A 24,129-nucleotide genomic window follows, 5' to 3' on the forward strand; every position below is an offset into this window, starting at 1 on the left:
GCCGCCTAACGACCCACCAAGCAGGTCGGTCCGAGCAGCGCCTTGAGGTCGCCGTACAACGACGGGGACACCGTCACGCGGTGGTCATCTCCCAGTTTGAGCGTCACCGAACGTCCGGGCTGAGTCAGTTTGAGATGGACCTCCGTCGCCCCCGGGTGCTCCCCCAGGACGCTCTTGAGTCGTTCGGCCAAGCCGTTCGTCGCGCGCATCGCCTGCATCGACAACACAACCGGCCCCTGCGGCCCATCGTGAATCTCTGGGAGAGTGAGCTCCATGGCGTTGAGCGCGACCGTCTCATCGCGCTTGTTGACGCGGCCCTTCACCACGCACACCGCGTCCTGGGTGAGCATCGTGGAGACGGTCATGTAGGTCGAGGGGAAGAACAAGCACTCGATGGCGCCCTCGAGGTCCTCCACCGTGGCGATAGCCCACAGATCGCCCTTCTTGGTCCGTTTGACCTGCAGCCCGGTGATGAGCCCGGCGATCGTGACCGTCGCGCCATCGGGTGGGCTGTCCTCGCCGTTCAGGCGTGAGATCGAGGTATCGGCATGCTGCGACAGCACATGCTCGATGCCAAACAATGGGTGATCGGAGACGTACAGCCCGAGCATCTCCCGCTCGAAGGCGAGCAAGGTGTGCTTGTCCCACTCGATATCGGGAATCGACGGTAGTGCCGCCAGGTCGATGCCCGGCTGATCATCACCGAACCCACCAAACAGGCTGTCCTGACCGATCGCTTCGGCGCGCTTTTCATCGACGAGAGCGTCGACGTACTGCTCGTGGATCTGCACCAAACCCTGTCGTGGGTGCTTCAGATCATCGAATGCGCCTGCCTTGATGAGCGATTCGATCGTGCGCTTGTTGCAGACGACTGCCGGGCACTTGCGCAGGAAGTCCTCAAAGGAGGTGAACCGCCCCTTCTCTTCACGGGCCTTCTTGATCGCCTCCACGACGTTGTGCCCCACATTGCGGATGGCCGCCATGCCGAAGCGGATGTCCTCGCCCACCGCGGCGAACTCCGAGACAGACTCATTGACATCAGGTGGGAGCACCTGGATGCGCATGTGCCGGCACTCACCGAGATAGATCGCCGACTTGTCCTTGTCGTCCCGCACCGAGGTCAGCAGCGCGGCCATGTATTCAGCCGGGTAGTTGGCCTTCAGGTAGCCGGTCCAGTAGGACACCAGGCCGTACGCCGCCGTGTGCGCCTTGTTGAACGCGTAGTCGGAGAACGGCACGAGCACGCCCCACAGCGCCGCGATCGAGGCCTCGTTGAAGCCCTTAGCCTTCATCCCCTCGGAGAAGGGGATGTATTCGGCGTCGAGGACTTCCTTTTTCTTCTTGCCCATGGCCCGGCGAAGCAGGTCCGCGTTGCCGAGTGTGTAGCCCGCCAACTTCTGCGCGATCTCCATCACTTGCTCCTGGTAGATGCACAAACCGTGCGTATCTCCCAGGATCGGGTCGAGCGCCTCAATCATCTCCGGCTGCAGCTTGCCCTCTAGCTGCGGGTCGAGCGGGGTCGGTGTCTGCTTGCCGTTCTTGCGCAAGGCGAAGTTGGTATGGGCGTTGACGCCCATCGGACCGGGGCGGTAGAGCGCGAGCGCCGCCGAAATGTCCTCGAAGTTGTCTGGCTGCATCAACCGCAGCAGTTGGCGCATGCCTCCACCATCGAGCTGGAAGACGCCGAGGGTGTCACCTCGGCCCAGGAGCTGGTAGGTCGCCCGATCATCGAGCGTCTTGGTCAACTCGTCGAGATCGATCGTCTCTCCGCGGTTTTCTTTCACGTTCCACAGCGCGTCGTCCAGGATGGTGAGATTGCGCAGGCCAAGGAAGTCCATCTTGACCAACCCGAGCGCCTCGCACGTCGGATAGTCGAACTGCGTGATGACCTGGCCGTCCTGCAACCGGCGCATGATCGGGATGACCTCGATCAGCGGCTCGGACGACATGATGACGCCCGCGGCGTGCACACCCCACTGCCGCTTCAGCCCTTCCAAGCCCTTGGCCGTCTCGACAATCTCACCAAGGTGGGTTTCGGTTTCGACCAGCGCTCGGAACTCATTGCCCTCGGCATGGCGCGGGTGCGCAGGATCGTAGATCCCCGAAAGTGGCACCCCCTTGCCCATCACGTCTGCGGGCATCGCCTTGGTGAGTTGCTCACCAACCGCAAACGGGTGACCCATCACGCGAGAGGCGTCCTTGACCGCCTGCTTGGCCTTGATCGTGCCGTACGTGACGATCTGCGCGACTCGCTCGTCGCCGTACTTCTCGGTGACGTACTGGATTACCTCGCCGCGACGGCGCTCGTCGAAGTCGACGTCAAAGTCAGGCATCGACATGCGCTCGGGGTTGAGGAATCGCTCAAAGATCAGTCCGTGGGGCACCGGGTCCAGGTCAGTGATCCCCATGGCGTACGCACACATTGAGCCAGCACCCGAACCACGCCCAGGGCCTACCCGAATGCCGTTGTCCTTGGCCCAGTTGATGAAGTCGGCGACCACGAGGAAGTAGCCGGGATATCCCTTCCCAAGGATGACCTCGGTTTCGTAGTCGGCCTGCTCTTGCGCATAGGTGGGCACACCGTCTGGGAAGCGCGCGCGCAGCCCGGAGTTGACCTCCTTGATGAACCAGGACTTCTCGTCCTCCCCTTCCGGCACGGAGAAGCGCGGCATGTAGCGCCCTTCGCCCTCGAGGAAGTTCACCTCGCAACGCTCGGCGATCAGCAGCGTGTTGTCGCACGCTTCTGGGAAGTCCGACCACAACTCGCGCATCTCGGCCGCGGACTTCAGGTAGTAGCCGTCCCCGTCGAAGGCAAACCGGTCTGGGTCCAGCAGGGTCGAGCCGGACTGAACGCACAGCAATGCGCCGTGCGCCTTGGCGTCCTCCTGCCGGGCGTAGTGCAGGTCGTTGGTCGCCACCAGTGGCAACCCAAGTTCCTTGCCGAGCTTGAGCAGGTCGTCCTTGACCCGCTTCTCCACCGAGACCCCGTGGTCCATCAACTCCAGGTAGTAGTTCTCTGCCCCAAAGATGTCGCGAAACTCGGCGGCCGCTGCCACGGCTAGGTCGTACTGACCCAACCGCAGGCGGGTCTGCACCTCACCCGACGGGCATCCGGTGGTCGCGATCAGGCCCCCGGCGTACTGATGGAGCAACTCCCGGTCCAGTCGCGGCCACTTCGCATAGACCTGGTCCAACGAAGCTTGGGAGTCGAGCTTGAACAGGTTGTGCATGCCGGAGTTGTTGCGTGCCAGCAATGTCATGTGGGTGTAGGCACCGCCACCGGAAACGTCGTCCCGCTTGCTTGCCCGGTCGCCGCCCCACTTCACCCGAGTCTTATCGGTGCGATGTGTGCCCGGCGTGACGTATGCCTCCAGGCCGATGATCGGCTTGACCCCGTATTTCTGGGACTTCTTCCAGAACTCGTAGGCGCCAAAAAGGTAGCCGTGGTCGGTCATCGCGATGGCCGGCATGCCCATCTCGGCGGCTACTTCAAACATGTCGTCAATGCGCGCAGCACCGTCCAACATCGAGTATTCGGTGTGGTTGTGCAGGTGGACGAAGCTCTTCCCGGTCATCGCCGCTGAGTCTACGTCCGAGGTCCGACACTGCCCGCCCCGCCGGTCGAGACCCCGCCACATCGAGACCACCCACCACGGGTCTCGACACGGCCTCGGCTAACGCCTCGACCGGCTCGACCGACGTTAGATGGGACCGCTCGACCGGCTCGACCGGCGCCGAGCCACACAACGCTGGTCGAGTAGGCGGGAACGCAGTGACCCGCCGTATCGAGACCACCTCACCACGGGTCTCGACACGGCCTCGGCTCACGCCTCGACCGGCTCGACCGACGTTAGATGGGACTACTCGACTGGCTCGACCGGCGCCGAGCCACACAACGGCGGTCGAGTAGGCGGGAACGCAGTGACCCGCCATATCGAGACCACCCACCACGGGGTCTCGACACGGCCTCGGCTCACGCCTCGACCGGCTCGACCGACGTTAGATGGGACTACTCGACTGGCTCGACCGGCGCCGAGCCACACAACGCTGGTCGAGTAGGCGGGAACGCAGTGACCCGCCGTATCGAGACCACCTCACCACGGGGTCTCGACACGGCCTCGGCTCACGCCTCGACCGGCTCGACCGACGTTAGATGGGACTACTCGACTGGCTCGACCGACGTTGGGTGGGACTGCCCCACCGGCGTGAGATGGGACTGCTCGACCGGTGGGAGGTGTGCCCCTCAGGTGAGGTCGCGGATGCGGTCCAGCGCGTGCTGCAGGTCGTCCGGAAGTTCGCTGACGTAGGTCACCCGCTCACCCGACCCCGGGTGGTCAAAAGACAGTTCCGTTGCCTGTAGCCACTGGCGGGCTAGTCCGAGCTTCTTAGCCAGAGTCGGGTCTGCGCCGTACAGCGGATCTCCGACGCAGGGATGGTGAAGCGCTGCCATGTGGACGCGAATCTGATGAGTGCGCCCGGTCTCTAGGTGAATCCGCAGCAGGGACGCGCGGCGGAAGGCCTCGACCAACTCGTAGTGAGTCACGCTCGCTCGCCCTGAGGTCATCACGGCGAATTTGTAGTCACCACCGGGGTGGCGTCCGATCGGTGCATCGATCGTGCCGACGATGGGATCAGGTAAACCCTGCACCAACGCGTGGTAGGTCTTCTCAACGGTCCGATCACGGAAGGCCTGCTTCAAAACCGTGTATGCCCGCTCCGACTTCGCGAGCACCATCAGGCCACTGGTCCCCACGTCGAGGCGTTGGACAATCCCCTGGCGCTCCGCAGCCCCGGAAGTAGAGATCCGTTTGCCCGCCGCCACCAGACCGCTGACCACATCGGGCCCATCCCAGCCGACGCTCGGGTGCGCGGCGACGCCAAGCGGCTTGTCGACCACGATGATCTCGCTGTCCTCATGCACGATCCGCAGTCCTGGCACTTCAACCGGTTTGACCTGCGCCTGCCGCGGTCCGAGCCGGTCGGGCATCTGGACCTCAAGCCACTGGCCCGCGGAGACTCGATCGGACTTACCTACCACTCGGTGGTCGACGGTGATGGCACCCTCGGCCGCGATCTCCGCCGAGCGCGTACGCGACAGCCCGAGCAGCCTCGCGACCGCCGCATCGACGCGTTCACCTTCGAGCCCGTCCGGGACGGGCAGCGCCTTCACCTCACCCATCAGGGGCGATCCTTGCGGTCGCTGTCGCTCTCTTCGAGCTCACTGTCCTGACTGGGCTGGTCCAAGTCTTCAGAGTCCTCGGTGTCCTCATCGCTAGTGATCCGCGTGCCGTCAATATTGATACCGACAAAGGCCAGGATGCAGATCAAACTGGCGGCACTCACGATGCACGTGTCAGCCACGTTGAAAATCGGAAAGTCGATCACCGGGAATCGGGTGAACTGCAGGAAGTCGACGACATGGCCCTGGCCGCCGCCCGGCTCGCGGAAGAACCGATCCGTGAGATTGCCGAGGGCGCCTCCGATCAACAAGCCGAGCGCTGCGGCCCACCCACGGCTGCGCAGCCGGCGCGCCGCCCAGATCGTGGCGGCGATCACCACGATCGCCACGATCGTCAGGAGCCAGGTGGCATTGGTGGCCAGCGAGAACGCGGCCCCGGGATTGGACGTACGACGCAACTGGATGAGCGGAATCGGGAAGTCTTGGGCGACCCCGAACTCCAGGTTGGCGACAACCCAGGCCTTGGTGCCCTGGTCGAGGGCGTAGGAGCCGAGCGCGATCAGCGCCAGCACCACCACCAATCGGGTCGAACGAACCGGTGGGCCGGCGTCCGCCCGGGCGGTTGTCGATGCTGGATCGGGGTTCAGTGTCGCTCCTGCTCCTGTTTGCATGTCACGCACAGTGTCGCACGTGGCTGAGCCTGCAATCGCAACTTCCCAATCGGCTTGCCACAGCTCTCACACACGCCATAGGTGCCCTCTTCAATGGCCTGCAGTGCCCGCTCGTTCTGCTCCAGCATCGCCCGCGAATTGAGCGCGACGGTGAGCTCCTGCTGACGCTCAGAAGTCTTCGCGCCAGTGTCGACATCGTCGTCGCCCGACCCTTCGCCGCTGTCGCTCATGAGTTGCTGGATATCGCTCTCGATGCCCGCGAGTTCAGCCTGCAGATGATCTCGCTGTTCGAGCAGTTCAGCGTTGACGGCCTCGAGCTCCGCTGACGTCCACGGCGCCTCGTCTGACCGTACGCGCAGCGCGGCGGCCTTCTTGGGTGTTGATCGCTTCTTGGCGCCAGAACTTCCCTTCGCGGAAGCCGTGCTGGCTGGTGTTTTCTTCGCCGCGCTCTTCTTGGCCGCGGCAGCCTTCTTCGGTGCAACCATGGGCTCCCTTTCAGACGACATCTGATGTGCGCCCGAAACGGCGTGGGCGTAGGCGTACCGGGGCGACAATAGGCGACCAAAGCCCCGGGAACAACGAACGCCCCGCCCAAATTTCGGGCGGGGCGTTGCTGGTGAATCGATTACTGGCCGTTGTTGTCGCCCGACTTCTTGTCGTCGGGGTCGGCCTTCATGTTCTCGAGGAAGCTCATCTGGTCGCCCAGGAAAGACTTCAACTTGCCGCGGTAGTCCTTCTCAAAGCCGCGCAGTCCCTCGATATCGCCGTTGAGGCGGTCTCGCTCGGTCGTGAGTTGCCCGATGATCGTCGACTTCTGACCCTCGGCCTCACGGACCAAAGTCGTGGACTTCTCCGTGCCTTCCTTGATCAGGCGGTCGTGCTCAGTCTGGCCGGTCGAGATCAACTCATCGTGCTTCTTCTGACCAGTGGAGACGAGTTCATCGTGCTTCTTCTGACCGGTAGTGACGAGTTCATCATGCTTCGACTGACCGGTCCGAATGAGCTCGTCGCGCTTGGCTGTGGCCTCACCGACGACCTTCTCGCGGTAGGTCTCGCCCTCGCCGACCAGACGGTCCTTGGTCTTCTGACCTTCGGACACGTGCTCGTCGTGCAGACGCTGCGCCAGGGCAATCACGCCAGCGGCATTGTCGCCACCCTGAGAGTCGCGTGCCGCGTGAGCAGCCACCGCGCCAGTGCCCGCACCCACCACACCGGCTGCAGCAGCCGGGACGGTCGAGCCACCCTGGCTAGACCCGCCGGAATGAGCGCCACCAGCGTTCTGGTCTGGCTGACTCGCCACTGCCGCCGGAGCAGCCGCAGCCGCCGCCGGAGGCCGCTGCTCAGCCGCGGCCTGCGCCTCAGCGGCACGCTGCTTGGCCTGCTTCTCAGCGGCCTGGGCCTTCTCAATATCAGTCCGTACGGACGCGAGCTGACTCTCAGCCTGGGCCTGGGCCTGCTTAGCGGCATTGGCCGCCTCCTCAACGCGGGCAGCCTCGGCCTTCACTGCGCTGAGTCGTTCTTGGGCTGCCTTGACCTCGGCCGGATCAGGAGCTCCGCCAGCAGCAGCGCCAGGAGCTGGCACTGGAGTCAGGCCGGGCACAGTGGCGGCACCAGACGTCGGGGCGCTCGCGCCTTCGCGTCCGGTGAGGCCCTTGCTGCGACGGCAATCCTCTAACTGGCTGGTGAGCTTCTCATTCTCAGCGTTCAGTCGACGCAGCTCTACGACGACGTCGTCTAGGAAGTCGTCAACCTGGCTTTCGTCGTATCCACTACGACCAAAGCTCTTGGGTCGACCGAATTCCTTTGTCACCACGTCTTCTGGCGTCAACGCCATGTGTGCTCACCTCGGTAACGATGGTGCAGTGCAGATCCCGGCAGCCCCAGCCTGCCGATCGATCCACACCACAGAAACAAACTGTCGGCGGTCATGTTAGGAGACCTAGCGTCAAAGTGACAGCCAGCATCAGGATCAGGAATCCCAGATCCAGGCTGATCTGCCCGATTCGCAGCGGCGGAATGACCCGTCGCAGCGCTTTGAGAGGCGGATCCGTGGCGGTATAAACCACCTCGGCGACCACCAGCACGACTCCACGTGGCTGCCAATCTCGAGCCAGCACCTGCACCCACTCCAGGACGAGCCTGGCGATCAACAGAATGAGGAAGAGATATAGCAGCAGCGCGAGCAGCGCGCGAACAGCCTCCATGGGACCAGTGTCGGTCATGCCACTCCGGACGCATCCGGCGGGGCATGATCATCCGAATTCAGCTCTGGTTGAACAGAACTCGGGCGTTCTTGGATGCCTGGCCACTTTGCGATGCTACCTCAACAGTGGTCGGCGAGAGCAGGAACACCTTGCTGGTGACCCGCTCAATCGTGCCGTGGAGACCAAACACCAGACCGGCGGCGAAGTCGACGAGCCGCTTGGCGTCGTTGTCATCCATGTCGGTGAGATTCATGATGACCGGAATGCCCTCACGGAAGCTCTCGCCAATCGTCTTGGCCTCGTTATAGGTGCGCGGGTGGATCGGCATGATGCGGTTCATCCCGGCGACCTCCGAGTGGGACATCTCACGAACAGAATGTGGCGCCGAAGCCCGGCGCGGGAGCGGAGTCACCTCGGCAGGAATTTGCTGCTCGGGTGCGTACTCATCGTCGTGACGAGCATCACCGTGCGGGCCCTCGTCCTCGTAGTAGTCGTCGTACGCGTCATCCCCGCGACGGTATCGGTCATCGGGGTATGCCGGATCTACCTCGGCCAGGCCGAGGTATTCCATTGTCTTGCGCAGCGCGCCGCCCATCGTCCGCTCTCCTTGGATGGTCTTTCTGACGCCGTTCTGCCGTCAGCACTTGCTTTGGAGATATCCACAAAACCCGGTCCGGAGGCCTTGTGTCGATCTGCGTCCCGACGCTACCGCTGCTGAGGGCGAGATCCGAGGATTGCGCTCCCGACACGCAGGTGTGTCGCACCAGCGGCCACTGCTTCTTCCATATCCCCACTCATGCCAGCCGACAGCCAGGTGGCGTCTGGATACTCGCGGCGCAGGTCCGAACCCAACGCCGCCAGGCGATCGAACGCTGGTCGTGGACTCTCCCCCAGCGGCGCCACAGCCATCAGACCCCGCAACCGCAGCCCCTCCAGCGAGGCAATCTGCTCGGCGAGCTCCGGTAGATCGGCTGGCTGGACACCGCCGCGGCCTTCATCGGTGCCTTGCAGATCAACCTGAAGCGTGATGTCCAACGTTTTGCCCCGCTCGCTCGCACCGCGCGCCAGCGCCTTAGCCACTTTGAGCCGGTCAACGCTCTGCACGACATCCGCGTAACCGGCGATGGCCGAGGCCTTATTGCTTTGCACTTGGCCGATGAAGTGAGCGCGGATGGCGGAGCGCACCTGCGGGTCCACCTCTGCCAGTTTGTCGGCGGCCTCTTGATGGCGGTTCTCTCCGACTTCAGTGACGCCGAGTCGCACCAGGCTGGTCAGGTCTGCGGCAGGAAAAAACTTGGTGACCACGACCAGGGTGACCTCGTGAGGAGAACGCCCGGCCACAGTGCAGGCATCGGCAATGCGATCGAGCACGTCCTGGAGTCGGCGGGCGAGTTCAGCCTCTCGATCTGTCATTTCGGCGCACCCGGCACGGACCGGAGCACCACGACCCCAGCGAATCGACCGGTCTGCCGCTGGCCACGGTAGGAATAGAGGTCGTCCCGCTCGCGAGTGCAGCCCGGCACCCACGTGACCGGAACCTTCGCCTGCTTGAGCTGTTCAACCACCCCAGCGGCTACGTCGATGGCCGGAGTGCCCGTCCAACTGACCGTGCGAGAACTCGGCGCTTCGTGCGCCGCCTCGTCGCGCATATCGGCAGGGACCTCGTAGCAACGACCGCAGACAGATGGCCCGACGACCGCGCGTGGCGCGACCGCGCCCAGCTCGCGCATTCGAGACAGAGTTGCCGGGACGACGCCTTTGACCATGCCGGGACGCCCCGCATGTACTGCAGCGACAACACCGGACTCAACGTCGGCTAATAACACCGGGGTGCAATCCGCGACGAGGACAGCGAGCGCCAGATCAGGAGTGGTCGTGAGGACGCCGTCACCCGGCGGCACGTCTTCGCCCGGGCCACGCGCCACCCACGCCTGGTCTCCGTGGACCTGATTCATCCACACGATGCGGTCGGTCTCGACATCAACGGCGTCCGCGAGCGTCCGTCGATTGGTCTCGACCGATGCGGGATCGTCGCCGACGTGGCCGCCGAGGTTGAAACCGTCATACGGCGCTTGACTGACGCCACCTTCGGCGTTGGTGAGGTAGAGGTCGACGGCGTGGTCGCTCGACCCAGTCCAGCGCTCGTGCCAGGCAATCACGAGAGGTCCACCCGGACCTGGGTCACTTCAGGAAATCAGGGACGTCCAGGTCGTCCTTGTCATCAAAAGTGACCTCACGGGGCGGTCGAGCAACCTGACCCTGCTGAACCCGCCCAGGCTCCTGGCGTGGCTGGTCCTGGGTGGGCGTGGCGTCCTCGTCGCTCCCGCGTTGCGGTTCCTGCGCCTCGCGCTGCGCCGGGGCTGCCGTGCCGCTCTGCTGTTGGCCTCGTGCCGGTGCGTTGTCCCGGCCCGAGGAGGCGTTCTGCGCCGGAGTTGCTGCGGGCTCAGGGGTACGCGCCGGTGCCGCCGCACTCGACCCTGCCTGCTGAGTCGCCTGGGCGCCTGCAGACGGCGCCTTCGGGCCGCCCTGGATCTGGCCTAGGGCACGATCGTCCTGACGCTTCTGAGGAGAGCCTCCGTCGAAGCCTGCGGCGATCACGGTCACGCGGACCTCGTCGCCCAGCGCGTCATCGATGACCGCACCGAAGATGATGTTGGCCTCTGGGTGCGCTGCTTCTTGCACCAGGCGAGCGGCCTCATTGATCTCGAACAGGCCGAGGTCGGAGCCGCCCTGGACGGACAGCAATACGCCATGTGCACCGTCGATGCTGGCCTCCAGCAGCGGCGAGGAGATCGCCAACTCGGCGGCCTGGACGGCGCGGTCTTCACCGCGGGCCGAGCCGATACCCATCAGCGCCGACCCGGCGCCTTGCATGACGGACTTCACGTCGGCGAAGTCGAGGTTGATCAGACCTGGGGTGGTGATCAGATCCGTGATGCCCTGCACACCCGAGAGCAGTACCTGGTCGGCGCTGCGGAAGGCGTCCATCATCGACACGTTGCGGTCGCTGATCGAGAGCAGTCGGTCATTGGGGATGACAATGAGCGTGTCGACTTCTTCGCGCAGCGACTCGATGCCGAGGTCGGCCTGGTTCGCGCGGCGGCGACCTTCAAAGGTGAACGGACGCGTCACGACACCGATCGTCAGGGCGCCGAGACCCCTGGCGATCTTGGCGACGACCGGGGCGCCGCCGGTGCCGGTGCCACCGCCCTCACCCGCGGTCACAAAGACCATATCCGCGCCCTTGAGGACTTCTTCAATCTCTTCGGAGTGGTCTTCGGCGGCTTCCTTGCCGACCTCCGGGTCAGCGCCAGCGCCCAGACCGCGAGTCTTCTCACGGCCCACGTCGAGCTTCACGTCTGCGTCGCTCATCAGGAGTGCCTGCGCGTCGGTGTTGATCGCGATGAACTCCACGCCCTTGAGGCCGACCTCGATCATCCGATTGATGGCATTGACGCCACCGCCGCCGATACCGACGACCTTGATGACGGCCAGGTAGTTCTGGGGTGTGGTCACGGGGAGGAGGCCTTTCGGATACGCGAGGGAGGTCGAGTGCTCGACCTCAAGGAGAGCAACAAGGTGCGGGCGCGAACGCCCACCAGATCATGCCGCGCGGACGGACAACACCAAAGGTGCGACACGCACCGCCTCGCCACGATCAGGCTCCCCGCACCCTACGCGACCGGACGCATCGATGCACGAGTCTCGACCTCAGGTTCAGGTGCACGGTGTGGTCTAGGTCAACACAGGACGCTTCGGAGTTCGGAGGTCCAAGAGGCTTCCGTCATCCTTCTTCGCAATCGGCCGCATCGTGGCGAGCGACTTCGCCTTGACCTTGGAATCAGAACTGTCGCCCCAGGCGACCTTCAATCCGCCAATCGTGAAGGTGATGTGCCCGATCGAAGACAGGCGCACATCAGTCACTTGATCGCGATCCTGAGCTGGGATTGCCCCCATGACGGTCGCGACCTGTGCCACATCTTTGACGTTCGCTCCGGGCCCTTTGAGCGTGACCACGGGCAAGCCCTTGGCCGTGTCCTTGGTGGCGGCGGCGAATGCGGTTCCTTGCGCGTCGACCAGTCGTCGCGTCTGCCCGTTATCGACGACGACGACTGCGATGCGGGGCCGGACCGCAATGCTCACGGTTCCCAGCAGCGAACGGGTGACCTGCGCCGAGGACACCTCGGGAATGTTCTCGACGCGTTGCTGGACCACGGCGGTATCCGTCCGCACCACGGGCTGACCCACGACGTCGTCGGCGACATTCCGCACGCTGCTGGAGAGCCCCTTGTCGGCACCGGTGACCTCAACCGAACGCACGGCGAAGACCGGGCTAAAGACCACCAGCCAGACCAGGAGAGCCGCGATCACCAGGGCACCGATCACCAGTCCGCGGCGACGCATCGACGCCGACCGCAAGTCAGCGGCCCGAGCCGTGAAGCGCGCATGCGGCTGGGTCCGACTGGACGTCGCGGGCTTCATGACAGGTCCGCCACTCGGCGCTCCAGCTGGTCAAGAATGCGCGGACCGAGCGCCGTGACATCTCCGGCCCCGACGGTCAGGACCAGGTCGCCTGAGCGGGCAATTTCGGTTACCGCGTCGAGGGCATCCTGGTGGTCGGCCGCAAACGTCGCCCCGGGCACCTGATCGCTGACCAGCCTCCCCGTGACCCCGGGAACTGGCTGCTCCCTGGCGCCGTAGATGTCCAGCACGACCGCATGATCCGCCAGGCATAGCGCCGCGGCGAGGCCATCGGCCGCGTGCTGGGTACGGGAGTAAAGATGCGGCTGGAAGACCACGATGAGTCGGCCCTGGTCGCGGAGCGCAAGCCCGGTGCGTACGACGGCCTCCAGCTTGCCGGGGTTGTGCGCATAGTCATCGACCACCCGGATACCCGCGGCCTCGCCCCGAGGTTCGAACCGACGGGAGGTGCCGCGAAAGTCGGCGAGCGAAGCGGCGACCTGCTTCGCGTCAAGCCCAAGGCCCCTCGTGAGCGCAGCCACCACACCCGCAGCGTTCAGCACGTTATGCGCCCCTGGAACGTTCAAGGTCAAGTCAAGGTCGATGCCATCGAGGTGCAACGTGGCATCCTGCCGGAAGCCGTCCGAGCGCTCCTGGACGATGCGCACATCGCTGGGCTCGCGGCCGTACGTGATCACCCGCCCTCCCCCTGCGTGATGGCGCGTCGCCAAGTCTCGGCTGCCGGCGTCATCGGCGCAGGCCACCAGAAGTCCATCGGTTGAGATCGTCTCGGCGAACTGCGCATACGCCCCGTGCAGACGCTCGCTCGTGCCATAAAAATCGAGATGGTCGTCGCGCACATTGGTCACGATGGCGACATCAGGGCGATAGACGACGAACGAACCATCGCTCTCGTCGGCTTCGACGACAAAGACCGAGCCGTTCCCGGGCATGGCGTTGGCGCCAAGGCCAGCAATGTCAGCGCCAATGGCGTACGACGGGTCCGCTCCACATCCACGCAACGCCACCGTGGCCATCGCGCTCGTGGTGGTTTTGCCGTTGGCCCCCGCCACGGCCAAGCCGGAACGGTCCGCCATCAGCATCGCCAAGCCCTGGGAACGGTGCAGCACCGTTAATCCTCGTCGACGGATCTCCCGCAACTCGGGGTTGTCTTCGGCAATGGCCGACGACACGATCACGAGCGCATCATCGGGAAGTTCGGCGACATGGTCGGCGCTGAAGCCGACATTGATGGTCGCCCCGGCCCCGCGCAGCGTGGCCAACACCGCGACATCCTGCCCGTCCGTTCCAGACACGGTGAGGCCGCGGGCGAGGAACAGTCGAGCCACTCCGGACATCCCGCTACCGCCGATCGCCAACAAGTGAACTGCGGTGATGGCGCCGACCTGCGGCAATCGGGCCGCGAAGTCGAAGCGATCGTTGGTCCCGTCAGCGGCCACGTTGCCCTCCTGGCAACTCCTCATCGACCACCGTGGCGATTAGGTCGACGAGACGCTCATCGGCATCCCGGTAGCCATGCTGCTCCGCCGCGGCCGACATGGTTGTGAGTCGGGCACTGTCCAGCACCAGCGCTGGCAGCTCGCGCTGGACCCAGTCCGCAGTCAGATCGTCGTTGTCGACCAGGATCGCTCCCCCGGCGGTCACGACGGCGTCGGCGTTGCGACGCTGCTCCCCATTGCCGATCGGCAACGGTACGAACACGGCCGGAAGCCCGCAGGCCGACGTCTCGCAGACCATATTGGCGCCCGATCGGGTCACCACCAGATCCGCGGCGGCATAGGCCAGGTCCATGCGATCGCAGTACTCGCGCACGACGTAGCGCGGCTCTTGAGGTGCTCCCGGCGAGACCGCAAAGCCCTTCCCTGTGCCGGTGACGTGCAGCACCTGGATGCCGGCCGCGCGCAACTCGTCCACGCTGCGCTCGAAGGCGGAATTGAGCTGTTGGGCTCCCAAGGACCCCCCGGTCACCAGAACCGTTGGGCGATGATCGGCCAGGCCGAGTTCTTCCAGGGCCACCGGTCGCATGGCTTCTCGGTCGAGTTCTGTGATCGCCCGCCGCAGCGGCATTCCGATCACGGGCGCCTCCGGCAGCGGAGTCACGTCAAATGCGCGGACGACATGGTCGGTGAATCTCATGCCGAGTTTGGTCGCCATACCGACCACCGCGTTGCCCTCGTGAACCACGATCGGGATCCGACGCCGCGCCGCCACATAAACCGGTGGACAGACAAATCCGCCGAAGCCCACCACGACGTCAGCCTCGACGTCATGAAGGATGGCGCGGGCCTGGCGCACTGCCTTGGGGAAGGCCACCGGGAAGCGCACCGCGGCCGTGTTCGGGCGGCGCGGGAAGGCCACCTTAGGTATCAGCCGCAGGTCGAAGCCGGCGTCCGGAACCAGACGCTCCTCAAGGCCTCCGTGACTACCGACACAGGTGATGTGGGCTCCGGGATAACGTCGCTGTAGTGCGGCCGCGGTCGCCAACAGCGGCGAAATATGACCAGCGGTCCCCCCACCGGCCAGGACAATTGAGGTGGGATCGGTCACTGGCGTCCCTTTCTGCGGTCGACCGACGGAAGAATCGCCATGGAGCGCTGAACCAGGTTGGGGCGAGCCGCCAGCGCGGCTCGACACTCCGGGTCATTCCGGGCGAAGGAGAGCAGCACGCCAAGGGAGGCAAGCGTCGTGATCAGGGCTGAGCCACCAGCGGAGACAAGTGGCAATGGCACGCCGATGATGGGCAACAGGCCGGTCACTGAGCCAATGTTGATCATGGCCTGGCCGACGATCCACACCATGATCCCGCCGGAGGCGATGCGGACGAAGTAGTCGTCGGTATTGACGATGATGCGGTACGCCGCAAACGCCAGCGCGAGGTACAGCGCCACGACGACCAGCGAGCCAGGCAGACCCAGTTCTTCGCCGATGATCGCGAAAATGAAGTCGTTGTGGGCTTCGGGAAGCCAACTCCACTTCTCGCGGCTGGCGCCGAGTCCGACGCCCCACCAACCGCCGTCTGCGAGCGCGTACGTTGCGTGGAGTTTCTGGTAGCACGCGTCGGTCGCCTCGGTGCAGGAACCCAACCAGGTATCAATACGGCCCATGCGGTTCTGGCTGCTCTGCACCATGTAGATCACCCCGGCAACGATCACGCCGGCACCGATCAAGAACAGTCGCATGCGAACGCCAGCGACGAACAACACCCCGGCGGTAATCGCGAGCAGCACCAGCACGGTCCCCAGGTCGCGACCCAACATGACCAGCGCGACGATCAACAAGGCCATCGGTAGGAATGGGATCAGCGCGTGTCCCATGCTGCCGATCTGCTTGCGCTTGCGCGCGAGCACCACCGCCCCGACCAAGACCAAGGCGAGTTTTCCGAACTCGGAGGGCTGCATCGTGCCGATTCCCGGCAGAATCAACCAGTTCCGGTTGCCTTTAACCTCATAGCCCAGGCCGCTAAAGACGGCCAACTGCAGTCCCAGGGCGACAACGAAGATCGGCAATGCCAGCCGCTTCAGCCACTGGACCGGCAGACGACTCGCGACCACGAAGGCGATACCACCGAGGACGGCAAACGTGGCTTGCTTCTTGAACTCGGTATAGGACGAACCGCTGGTGCGGAAGGAGGTCACGCTCGAGGCTGAGAGCACCATGACCAGGCCCAGGAGGACCAGCATGGTGGTCGCGCCCAAAATGATGTAGTACGCCGCCATCGGTGACTGCAGGCGAGCTTTCCACGTCTCGACCAAAGAGGGCGCTTCGCCCACGGGCGCTCGGGACGTCTTCGGCGCCGTGACCTGAGACCGGGTGCTGGTCGTCGTCACGAGAGATCCCCTGGCGCAAGGCCACGCACGGCCGTCATGAAGTCATTGCCGCGGTCTTCGTAGCCGGGCCACATGTCTTTGGATGCCGCCGCGGGCGCGAGGAGCACCACATCGCCCGGCTGAGCCAGGGCATACGCCTCCCGCACCACATCGACCATGACGACAGTCTCGTTGCTGTCGAGCACGACAATCGGGACCCCTGGCGCGTGTCGGCCGAACGCATTGGCGATCTCGTGCCGATCAGCACCGAGCAGGACTGCCCCCCTCAAGCGACCCGAGTGCTCGCGGACGAGGTCGGCGACGTCGGCCCCCTTGAGTTGCCCACCTGCCACCCACACCACGCTCTCGAAGGCGGCCAATGATGCGGCCGCCGCGGGCGGGTTGGTCGCCTTGGAGTCATTAACGAAGCGCACCCCTTGGACTTCACCGGCCGGCTGAACGCGGTGGGGCTGTGGTGCGTAGGCCCGTAGTCCGTCGCGCACCGCTGCCGGGGCGACGCCGTAGGCGCGTGCGAGTGCGGCTGCGGCGAGGGCATCTGCGACGTAGTGCGGCGCTGGCGGCAACGACGAATCACCGGAGAGGTCGCGCAGTTCACCCAACTCCACAGCGGAGTTGGCGCGCTCCTCGACGAACGCCCGGTCGGCCATGACGTCTTCGACGACACCCACCATGGAGCGGGCTGGCACCCCAAGGGTGAAGCCGACGGCGCGGCAGCCTTCGACGACCTCGGCATCCATGACCAACTGCTCGGTCTGGGGATCTTGGACGTTGTAGACACACGCCACTTGGGCGCGTTCGTAGATTCGGCCCTTCATCCGACGGTATTCCTCGTAGGACCCGTGCCAGTCGACATGATCGGGTGCGACGTTGAGGCAGACGGCTGCATAGGGCGACAGGCTGCGCGACCAGTGCAGTTGGAACGTCGAAAGTTCCACGGCCAGAACGTCGTACGGCTCCGGGTGCAGCACCGCCTCAAGGATCGGCAACCCGACATTGCCGGCTGCGGTGGCGCGTAGACCCTGCGCCCGCAAGATCGATTCCAGCATCGTCACGCAGGTCGTCTTGCCGTTGGTGCCGGTGACGGTGAGCCACGGCGCGGCACCTTCGCGTGGACGCATCCGCCAGGCCAACTCGACCTCTCCCCACACGGGGATGCCTGCGGCCGCTGAGGCCTGCAGAAATGGATTGGTCGGCGGTACGCCCGGTGAGGTCACCACGAGATGGGTGCCTGGCTCCGGCGCCTGAGGCAAGGGCTGGCCATGGCTGACTCGAGCCCCGAGCACCTTCAGCACCGCGGCTCGCTCCGCGATCGCCGGCGAGGTCCCGTCGCTGACGATGCTCACCCGCGCGCCCCGTTCTAGCAACGCGTCCGCCGCGGCGAACCCGCTCGCGCCGAGCCCGACCACCATGACCTGAAGCACCGACCAGTCGGCGCCGGCATGGGTGAAGTCGGCGTCGCCTCGGAGCGGCTCGTACGACGGGTCGACCGGCCACAGGTCGGACGCGCCCGATTCGGTCACGGTGCGGACACCACCCACTCGGCGTAGAAGATGCCCACGCCGAGGGCTACGCACAGACCACAAATGATCCAGAACCGGACGACAACCGTGATCTGCTCCCAGCCGAGTAACTCAAAGTGGTGGTGAATCGGCGCCATCCGGAAGATGCGTTTCTTACGCAACTTGAACGACCCGACCTGCAGGATGACTGACATCGTCTCCAACACGAACAGTCCGCCGATAACGACCAGCAGCAACTCGGTGCGGGTGAGGATCGCCAGACCGGCCAGCGCGCCGCCCAGGGCCAGCGACCCGGTGTCGCCCATGAAGATCTTGGCGGGTGAGGCGTTCCACCATAGGAAGCCGAAGCAGGCACCCATCACCGCAGCCGCGACCACCGCGAGATCGTACGGATCGCGCACTTCGTAACACTTGTTACTCAACGTCACCGAACACGACTGGTTGAACTGCCAAATGGTGATCAGGACGTAGGCACCGAAAACCATGACTGCGGCACCGGTGGCCAAGCCATCGAGCCCGTCGCTGAGGTTGGTTCCGTTGCTGGTGCCGGCGATGAGCAGATTGGCCCACAGCACGAAGAGCACCAGACCGACGGCCGTGCCCGCGAACGCGAGGTCGATCGATACGGCGCTACCGCCGGGCGTCTCCCACAGGGTGTCGCGCACAAACGAGATCTTGGTGCTCGCGGGGGTCAATCCACTGCTATCGGCGTTGTTCAGCGCAAGCACGGCAAAAACGACGCCGACCACGCCTTGGCCGATCAACTTTTCGTGGGAGCGCAGGCCGAGGGAGCGGGCCTTGCTGATTTTGATGAAGTCGTCGGCAAACCCGACCGCGCCCAGACCGACCATCAGGAAGATGACCAAGAGGCCGGAGTATGTCGGTGGGCGCCAGGTCAGCAGGTGTGCGCCGAAGTAGGCGATCACCGCCGCGGCAATGATGACGGCGCCACCCATGGTGGGCGTACCGCGCTTGGTGTGGTGGCTGGTAGGCCCGTCGTCGCGGACGAACTGGCCATATTCCTTGCGCACCAGGTATTTGATGAACGCAGGGGTGCCAAACAGCGCGATGACGAGCGAGAAACTCGCAGCAATGAGTACAGCTCTCACCGGTCAACCTCCTGGCCTGCGTCCGACACGATCCGGTCCCCCAGGAACCTTAGGCCCGAGTCGCGGGAGGACTTCAGGAGGATGACGTCGCCGGGGGTGCTGTGGTTGTCAAGGAGCGCATACGCATCGTCGACTCCCGTCACCCAACTGGTCTTGGTCGCATCCGCGCCGGCGGCGAGCGCACCCTCGTAGATGCCCTGTGCCCCATCCCCGACCGCGATGATGCGATCAACGCCCTCGGCGACTGCTGCCTGACCGATGCCCGTATGTTCGGCCGCTGAGGTCGGGCCGAGTTCGCGCATCGCGCCAAGGACCGCCCAGGTTCGGCGTCCGGCCTGCCTGATCTGGCTCAAGGTGCGTAGGGCGGCGCGCATCGAGTCGGGATTGGCGTTGTACGCGTCATTGATGACGGTCCGGCCATCGGCGAGGTCAAACAGTTCCATCCGCCACCGACTCGCTGGTCGCGCCTCCCCCAGAGACTTCACCGTCTCATTGAGGGTGAACCCGAGTTCGAGCGCGACCGCTAGCACCGCGAGAGCGTTACCGACGTGATGTTCGCCGAGAAGGCCGCCCAACTGGACCTGCGCGGTTCCGGCCGGTGAGTGCACGACGAAGGACGCCCGACCGAGTTCATCCAGCGTCACGTCGCTCGCTCGGATGTCGGCATCTGGCGCGCGCCCGACCAGGACAACGCGCGAACGGGCCCGCGAGCCCATCGCTCGAACCTTGGGATCATCGGCATTCAGAACGGCGAGACCCTCAGCCGGAAGGGACTCCACCAATTCACCCTTGGTCTGGGCGATCGCATCGACGGAGCCGAAGAACTGTAGATGCGCCTGACCGACGTTGAGGACGACACCAATCCGAGGCGGGGCGATCCGGCACAGGTAAGCAATGTGCCCGACTCCGTCGGCACCCATCTCGGCGACAAGATAACGGGTAGCCGCGTCAATCCGGCACACCGTCAGCGGCACGCCGACCTCAGAGTTGTACGAGCCGACCGGCGCGACGGTCAGGCCGTGCGGGGTCAGCACCGTAGCCAGAAGGTCTTTGGTCGTGGTCTTCCCGGAGGACCCGGTCACTCCCACAATCGTGAGGTGCTCCGCGCGGTCGACGAGACCGCGGGCTAGCGCGGCAAACGCCTCTTGCACGTCATCGACCAGGACGGTGGGGATGTCGTCGACGCGGCGCGTACCCAGAACGGCTACAGCTCCGGCGGCACGGGCGCCGCCGACGTAATCGTGGCCATCGGCGTGCTCACCCACCCGAGCGACGTAGAGCGAACCCGGAGCCGCTTCGCGAGAATCTGTGACCACCGGGCCGTCGATGAGGACGTCCGGACCCTCGAGTCGGCCACCGGTGATCGCCGCCACCTGCGCGAGGTGCAACGGAATCACTCGTCCCTCCCCGGGCTCTTCGCCGACTGGGCGGTTGCCGTGAGCGGGTATGGGCCAGGGCCGCCCTTCTTCGGGGGAACGCCCCGATCTCGCAGCGCGTAGCCCATGATTTGGGAGAACACCGGCCCGGCAACCGGACCGCCATAGGTCCCCTTGCGCGGCCGCTGAATGGTCACGGCAACGACAAATTCGGGGTCGGCCACCGGCGCGTACCCAATGAAGGAGGCGGTCGTGCCGCTGTATTTCTTCATCTCGGAGTCGTAGCGCTCCGCCGTGGAGGTCTTACCGGCCACCGTGTAGCCCGGAACAGCCGCCTGCGTCGCGGTGCCGTACTTCTCGTCGGTCACACTGCGCATCATGCCGGTGAGCGTGTCCGCCGTACGCGGTTTGATGACCTGCTTGGCCACCCGGTCATCCTCGGGCGGAGTCCATCCACCGTTGTCATCGGCATATCCGTCAATGAGTTTGATCGGCTGCTGCACTCCACCATTGGCGATCGCTTGGAACACCGACGCCTGTTGCACCGCCGTACCCGCGACGCCCTGGCCGAACAGCACCGTGTAGCGCTGATCCCCCTTCCAGGAGTCGGGGCTGGCCACGATCCCGCGCGATTCCCCGGGGAAGCCGATCCCGCTCGGCGAGCCCATCCCGAAGTCGGTGAGGTAGGTGTGGATGGTCTTGCGCGACATCTTTTCGCCCACCAGCACGGTGCCGATATTGGAGGATTGCGCCAAGACACCCGCAGTCGTCAACTTCAGGGTGCCGTGGTCGTGGGAGTCCTTGAACGGACGTCCCGCCCGCTCGATTCGGTTCGGCACGGTGACCTTGGTCTTTTCGGTCACCAACCCCTGATCGAGTGCGGCCGCCATGGTGATCGCCTTGCTGGTCGAGCCCGGCTCATAGACCTCCGTGAATGGCCGGCTCTGCAGGAAACCCTCGGCGCTGCCCATGTTGTTCGGATCAAAACTGGGATAGGACGCCGCGCTCAGGAGCTTGCCGGTCTTGGCATCAAGGACGACCGCGGTCCCAGAGAGCCCGTCGGTCTCCTTGACTCGCTTCGCCAGTGCGTTCTGGGCGAACCACTGCATGTCGTTGTTAATGGTGAGTTTGACGTTGCGGCCGGGAACCGCTTTAACGTCCTGACCGTCTCCTGTCGCGATGGGCGAACCGTCCCGCGCCCGCTCGTAGACATGGAGGCCGGGCTTTCCGTTGAGCTGCGAATTGAGCATCTGCTCGACGCCACCACCTGGCTCACTGCTCTGGTTGACCCAGCCGATGAGCGGGGCGGTACTGGTGCCCTGTGGGTATTCACGGCGAACGGTTTGCTCACTGAAGACCCCTGGAATGCCCAGGTTGTCGATGGAGCGCCACTGGGTTGGAGCAATGTCCTTGGCCAAGTATGTGAACTGGGACTTCGCAGCGAAGGCCTTCTTGAGGGTGGCCGCCAACTCCTCCTCAGGTACGCCGAGCAACGGCGCCATGTCCTGGGCCGCGCCCTTCAGGCCAACTTGAGTCCGTTTGCCATTGACGGTCTTGTGGTACTGACTCATCGCTAAGGAGTCGCCGGTGACATTACGGCGGTCGATGCTGTTGGCGAGCACCGTGCCTTTGGCGTCGACGATCTGCCCACGGTGGGCCGGGATCGTGACCTTCTCAGCCCGCTCACCTAGCGCCGCAGCAGATACCCCGCTCGATTCCAAGCCCTGAATCTTGATCAACTGCGCAGCAAACAGGCTGAAGACAAAGGCGATCGCGACAAACATGAATCGCGCGCGGCGGCGCGGATGGCCCGCCGCTACCTTGACTGAACGGGACCGCTGAGGGCGACGTGGCTGGCGTGGTGGCGGCTTCGGACGTCCACTCGTCGGTCGGCGGGCGCCCGATCCAGCGGTAGGTCGCCCAGCGCCCGAACGACCAGAACCGGGTGTCTGACGACGCGTCATGACCACACCTCATCGAGAGTGCTCACGGTGTCGGCTTGGCCGCCGCACGGCTGGCGGACGGCTTCGATGCCGAGGGCTTGGTGGATGACGACGTGTCCTTGCTGCTCGAGGCCTTCGGTGCGCTACTGCCGGACGCCTTCGGACTCGCGGAGGCCGAAGGTTTCGCGGACGGTTTCGGCTTTGGCTTCGGCGGTTGCACCCGCACGGTCTCGGCCGCCTTGACCGCGGAATCGGCCACCCGGCTCGCCGGGGTGTCTGGCAGTGTGCCCACGGTAAAGGTGTTGTCTCCCGGAGCCCGGTCCGCCACGCCGAGCACCTTTCCGTCCGAGCTACGAACGTAGGCCACCTGTGGCGCTGGGACCATGCCCATCTCCTGCGCCTTGAGCGCGACCTGCTGCGGCGCACTCACATTGGAAATGTCACTGCGCAACTGACGCTCGTTGTCGGACAAACTGGTCGAGCTCTTCTGCAATTCTCCCAGCGCGAAAGACTGTTCGGCCCGTGCCGTGTTGAGCAGCAACAGCGCAAGCAGGCCGAGCGCGAGCAGCGTCGAGCACAACACGGTGAACCCGGTACGGCTCCGACGAACCTCGCTGCCGGTGACGACCCGCAATCGTGGCTGGGGCCGACGCGATACCGCTGGCCTAGGGGTGGCGCTCCGGGCTGTCGTGGCGTTACTCATCGGGTGGTGACCTCCGGGATACGGACTTTGATCGCGGCGCGAAGTCGGGCGGGTGTGGCTCGGGGGTTGTGCTCGGTCTCCGCGCTATCGGCCGTTTCGGCTCCTCGGGTCAGGAGTCGGACGTACGGCGCGTGCTCAGGCAACTCGACGGGGAGCCCTGGCGGGGTCGTGGAGGTCGCGGCGCGAGCGAGTGCTCGCTTGGCGATCCGGTCTTCCAGCGAGTGATAGGACAGCACCGCGATACGCCCATCGACCGCCAGCGCGTCGACCGCGGCTGGCAGCGCCCGCTGCCAGGCATCCAACTCACCGTTCACTTCGATCCGCAGCGCCTGGAAGGTGCGCTTGGCCGGGTGACCACCGGTGCGCTGGCTGGCGGCTGGAATAGCGGCACGCAACAGGTCCACCAACTCCGCCGACCGGGCGAAAGGCACTGTGGCGCGCCGCTCCACGATCGAACGAGCAATTCGCCGGGCGAAGCGCTCCTCGCCGAAGTCACGCAGGATCCGTTCCAGGTCAGCCGCGCTGTAGGTATTGAGAACGTCTGCTGCCGTGGGGCCGTCGTCCGGGCTCATCCGCATATCCAGTGGCGCATCATGGCGATAGGCGAAGCCGCGGTCGGCCTCGTCGAGTTGCAGCGAAGAGACCCCCAGGTCGAACAACACCGCCTGCACCCGGGTCATCCCGTGCTCAGCCAACACCTCGGGAAGCTCGTCGTAAACGGCCTGAACGGCGGTGAATCGCTCGCCGAACGGCGCCAACCGCTCCCCCGCCAGATCCAGCGCTTGGGTGTCTCTGTCGATTCCGAGCACACGTGCGTTCGGGCAGGCTTCGAGCAGTGCTTCGGTATGCCCGCCCATGCCCAACGTCGCGTCGACCAGCACCGACCCTGGCTCGGTCAGTGCGGGTGCCAGCAGATCGACAATGCGGTTCCGCAGGACGGGAGTGTGCCGCTCTGCGGTCGGGGGCGGGTGCGCCAAAGTCCTGCTCCTCTCGAACCTGTCGTGATCCTGGTGGTGTGCGGCTCGGCCGTCAGGTCTCCCTCCGCTTCGCTCCTCCGGCGCCGGGGAAGTGGCGTCGGAATGACGGAGCGGGTGGAGACCTCACAGTCGAGCCAG

20 protein-coding genes are annotated in these 24,129 nt (G+C 65.0%); all 20 read right to left on the bottom strand.

Annotation, left to right across the window (positions count from 1 at the left end; translation table 11 throughout):
- Positions 1-5: 5 nt before the first annotated feature.
- The 20 genes from dnaE to rsmH all read right to left on the bottom strand — a co-directional run bounded on the left by dnaE (position 6) and on the right by rsmH (position 23,991).
- Entirely contained in the window at positions 6-3,575 is a 3,570-nt protein-coding gene (gene dnaE / locus F562_RS0107175; protein ID WP_026181080.1) for a DNA polymerase III subunit alpha, read from the bottom strand.
- A gap of 668 nt (positions 3,576-4,243) precedes the next feature.
- The gene (locus F562_RS0107180; protein WP_018156266.1) at positions 4,244-5,179 is read right to left on the bottom strand and encodes an RluA family pseudouridine synthase; all 936 of its coding nucleotides are present in this window, start codon (positions 5,177-5,179) and stop codon (positions 4,244-4,246) included.
- On the bottom strand, positions 5,179-5,850 hold the full coding sequence (gene lspA, locus F562_RS0107185) for a signal peptidase II (RefSeq protein ID WP_083915488.1): 672 nt from the start codon (positions 5,848-5,850) through the stop codon (positions 5,179-5,181). The genes F562_RS0107180 and lspA overlap by 1 nt, the downstream gene beginning before the upstream one ends.
- Positions 5,823-6,335, bottom strand: a complete 513-nt coding sequence (locus F562_RS0107190; RefSeq protein WP_018156268.1) for a TraR/DksA family transcriptional regulator — start codon at positions 6,333-6,335, stop codon at positions 5,823-5,825. Before F562_RS0107190 ends, lspA begins: the two co-directional genes overlap by 28 nt.
- A 140-nt stretch (positions 6,336-6,475) precedes the next feature.
- Entirely contained in the window at positions 6,476-7,684 is a 1,209-nt protein-coding gene (locus F562_RS0107195; protein ID WP_018156269.1) for a DivIVA domain-containing protein, read from the bottom strand.
- 91 nt (positions 7,685-7,775) lie between these two features.
- Positions 7,776-8,054, bottom strand: a complete 279-nt coding sequence (locus F562_RS0107200; protein WP_026181082.1) for a YggT family protein — start codon at positions 8,052-8,054, stop codon at positions 7,776-7,778.
- 58 nt (positions 8,055-8,112) lie between these two features.
- Positions 8,113-8,649, bottom strand: coding sequence for a cell division protein SepF (locus tag F562_RS0107205; RefSeq protein ID WP_018156271.1), 537 nt, complete (start codon positions 8,647-8,649; stop codon positions 8,113-8,115).
- A 110-nt stretch (positions 8,650-8,759) separates the two neighbouring features.
- Positions 8,760-9,467, bottom strand: coding sequence for a YggS family pyridoxal phosphate-dependent enzyme (locus F562_RS0107210; protein ID WP_018156272.1), 708 nt, complete (start codon positions 9,465-9,467; stop codon positions 8,760-8,762).
- Entirely contained in the window at positions 9,464-10,213 is a 750-nt protein-coding gene (gene pgeF / locus F562_RS0107215; RefSeq protein WP_018156273.1) for a peptidoglycan editing factor PgeF, read from the bottom strand. The genes F562_RS0107210 and pgeF overlap by 4 nt, the downstream gene beginning before the upstream one ends.
- Positions 10,214-10,235: 22 nt before the next feature.
- A complete protein-coding gene (gene ftsZ / locus F562_RS0107220) occupies positions 10,236-11,570 on the bottom strand; it encodes a cell division protein FtsZ (RefSeq protein ID WP_018156274.1) in 1,335 nt (444 codons plus the stop codon).
- A 219-nt stretch (positions 11,571-11,789) separates the two neighbouring features.
- On the bottom strand, positions 11,790-12,536 hold the full coding sequence (locus F562_RS0107225; protein WP_018156275.1) for a cell division protein FtsQ/DivIB: 747 nt from the start codon (positions 12,534-12,536) through the stop codon (positions 11,790-11,792).
- On the bottom strand, positions 12,533-13,975 hold the full coding sequence (gene murC / locus F562_RS0107230) for a UDP-N-acetylmuramate--L-alanine ligase (RefSeq protein ID WP_018156276.1): 1,443 nt from the start codon (positions 13,973-13,975) through the stop codon (positions 12,533-12,535). Before murC ends, F562_RS0107225 begins: the two co-directional genes overlap by 4 nt.
- Entirely contained in the window at positions 13,965-15,083 is a 1,119-nt protein-coding gene (murG, locus tag F562_RS0107235; protein ID WP_018156277.1) for an undecaprenyldiphospho-muramoylpentapeptide beta-N-acetylglucosaminyltransferase, read from the bottom strand. The genes murC and murG overlap by 11 nt, the downstream gene beginning before the upstream one ends.
- Positions 15,080-16,363: a putative lipid II flippase FtsW gene (ftsW, locus tag F562_RS0107240; protein ID WP_018156278.1), complete on the bottom strand. Its 1,284-nt coding sequence runs from the start codon at positions 16,361-16,363 to the stop codon at positions 15,080-15,082. Before ftsW ends, murG begins: the two co-directional genes overlap by 4 nt.
- Positions 16,360-17,883, bottom strand: a complete 1,524-nt coding sequence (gene murD, locus F562_RS0107245; protein ID WP_245553623.1) for a UDP-N-acetylmuramoyl-L-alanine--D-glutamate ligase — start codon at positions 17,881-17,883, stop codon at positions 16,360-16,362. The genes ftsW and murD overlap by 4 nt, the downstream gene beginning before the upstream one ends.
- Positions 17,880-18,992 (bottom strand): phospho-N-acetylmuramoyl-pentapeptide-transferase, encoded by a 1,113-nt coding sequence (mraY, locus tag F562_RS0107250; RefSeq protein WP_018156280.1) that lies wholly within the window; start codon positions 18,990-18,992, stop codon positions 17,880-17,882. Before mraY ends, murD begins: the two co-directional genes overlap by 4 nt.
- On the bottom strand, positions 18,989-20,389 hold the full coding sequence (locus F562_RS0107255) for a UDP-N-acetylmuramoyl-tripeptide--D-alanyl-D-alanine ligase (RefSeq protein WP_018156281.1): 1,401 nt from the start codon (positions 20,387-20,389) through the stop codon (positions 18,989-18,991). The genes mraY and F562_RS0107255 overlap by 4 nt, the downstream gene beginning before the upstream one ends.
- Positions 20,386-22,152, bottom strand: a complete 1,767-nt coding sequence (locus tag F562_RS0107260; RefSeq protein WP_018156282.1) for a peptidoglycan D,D-transpeptidase FtsI family protein — start codon at positions 22,150-22,152, stop codon at positions 20,386-20,388. The genes F562_RS0107255 and F562_RS0107260 overlap by 4 nt, the downstream gene beginning before the upstream one ends.
- A 202-nt stretch (positions 22,153-22,354) precedes the next feature.
- A complete protein-coding gene (ftsL, locus tag F562_RS20095) occupies positions 22,355-23,014 on the bottom strand; it encodes a cell division protein FtsL (RefSeq protein ID WP_156822572.1) in 660 nt (219 codons plus the stop codon).
- Complete coding sequence (gene rsmH / locus F562_RS0107270) at positions 23,011-23,991, bottom strand: 16S rRNA (cytosine(1402)-N(4))-methyltransferase RsmH (RefSeq protein ID WP_018156284.1); 981 nt, start codon at positions 23,989-23,991, stop codon at positions 23,011-23,013. Before rsmH ends, ftsL begins: the two co-directional genes overlap by 4 nt.
- Positions 23,992-24,129: the final 138 nt, after the last annotated feature.

This window comes from Demetria terragena DSM 11295 (genome assembly GCF_000376825.1).
GTDB classification, from domain to species: Bacteria; Actinomycetota; Actinomycetes; order Actinomycetales; family Dermatophilaceae; genus Demetria; species Demetria terragena.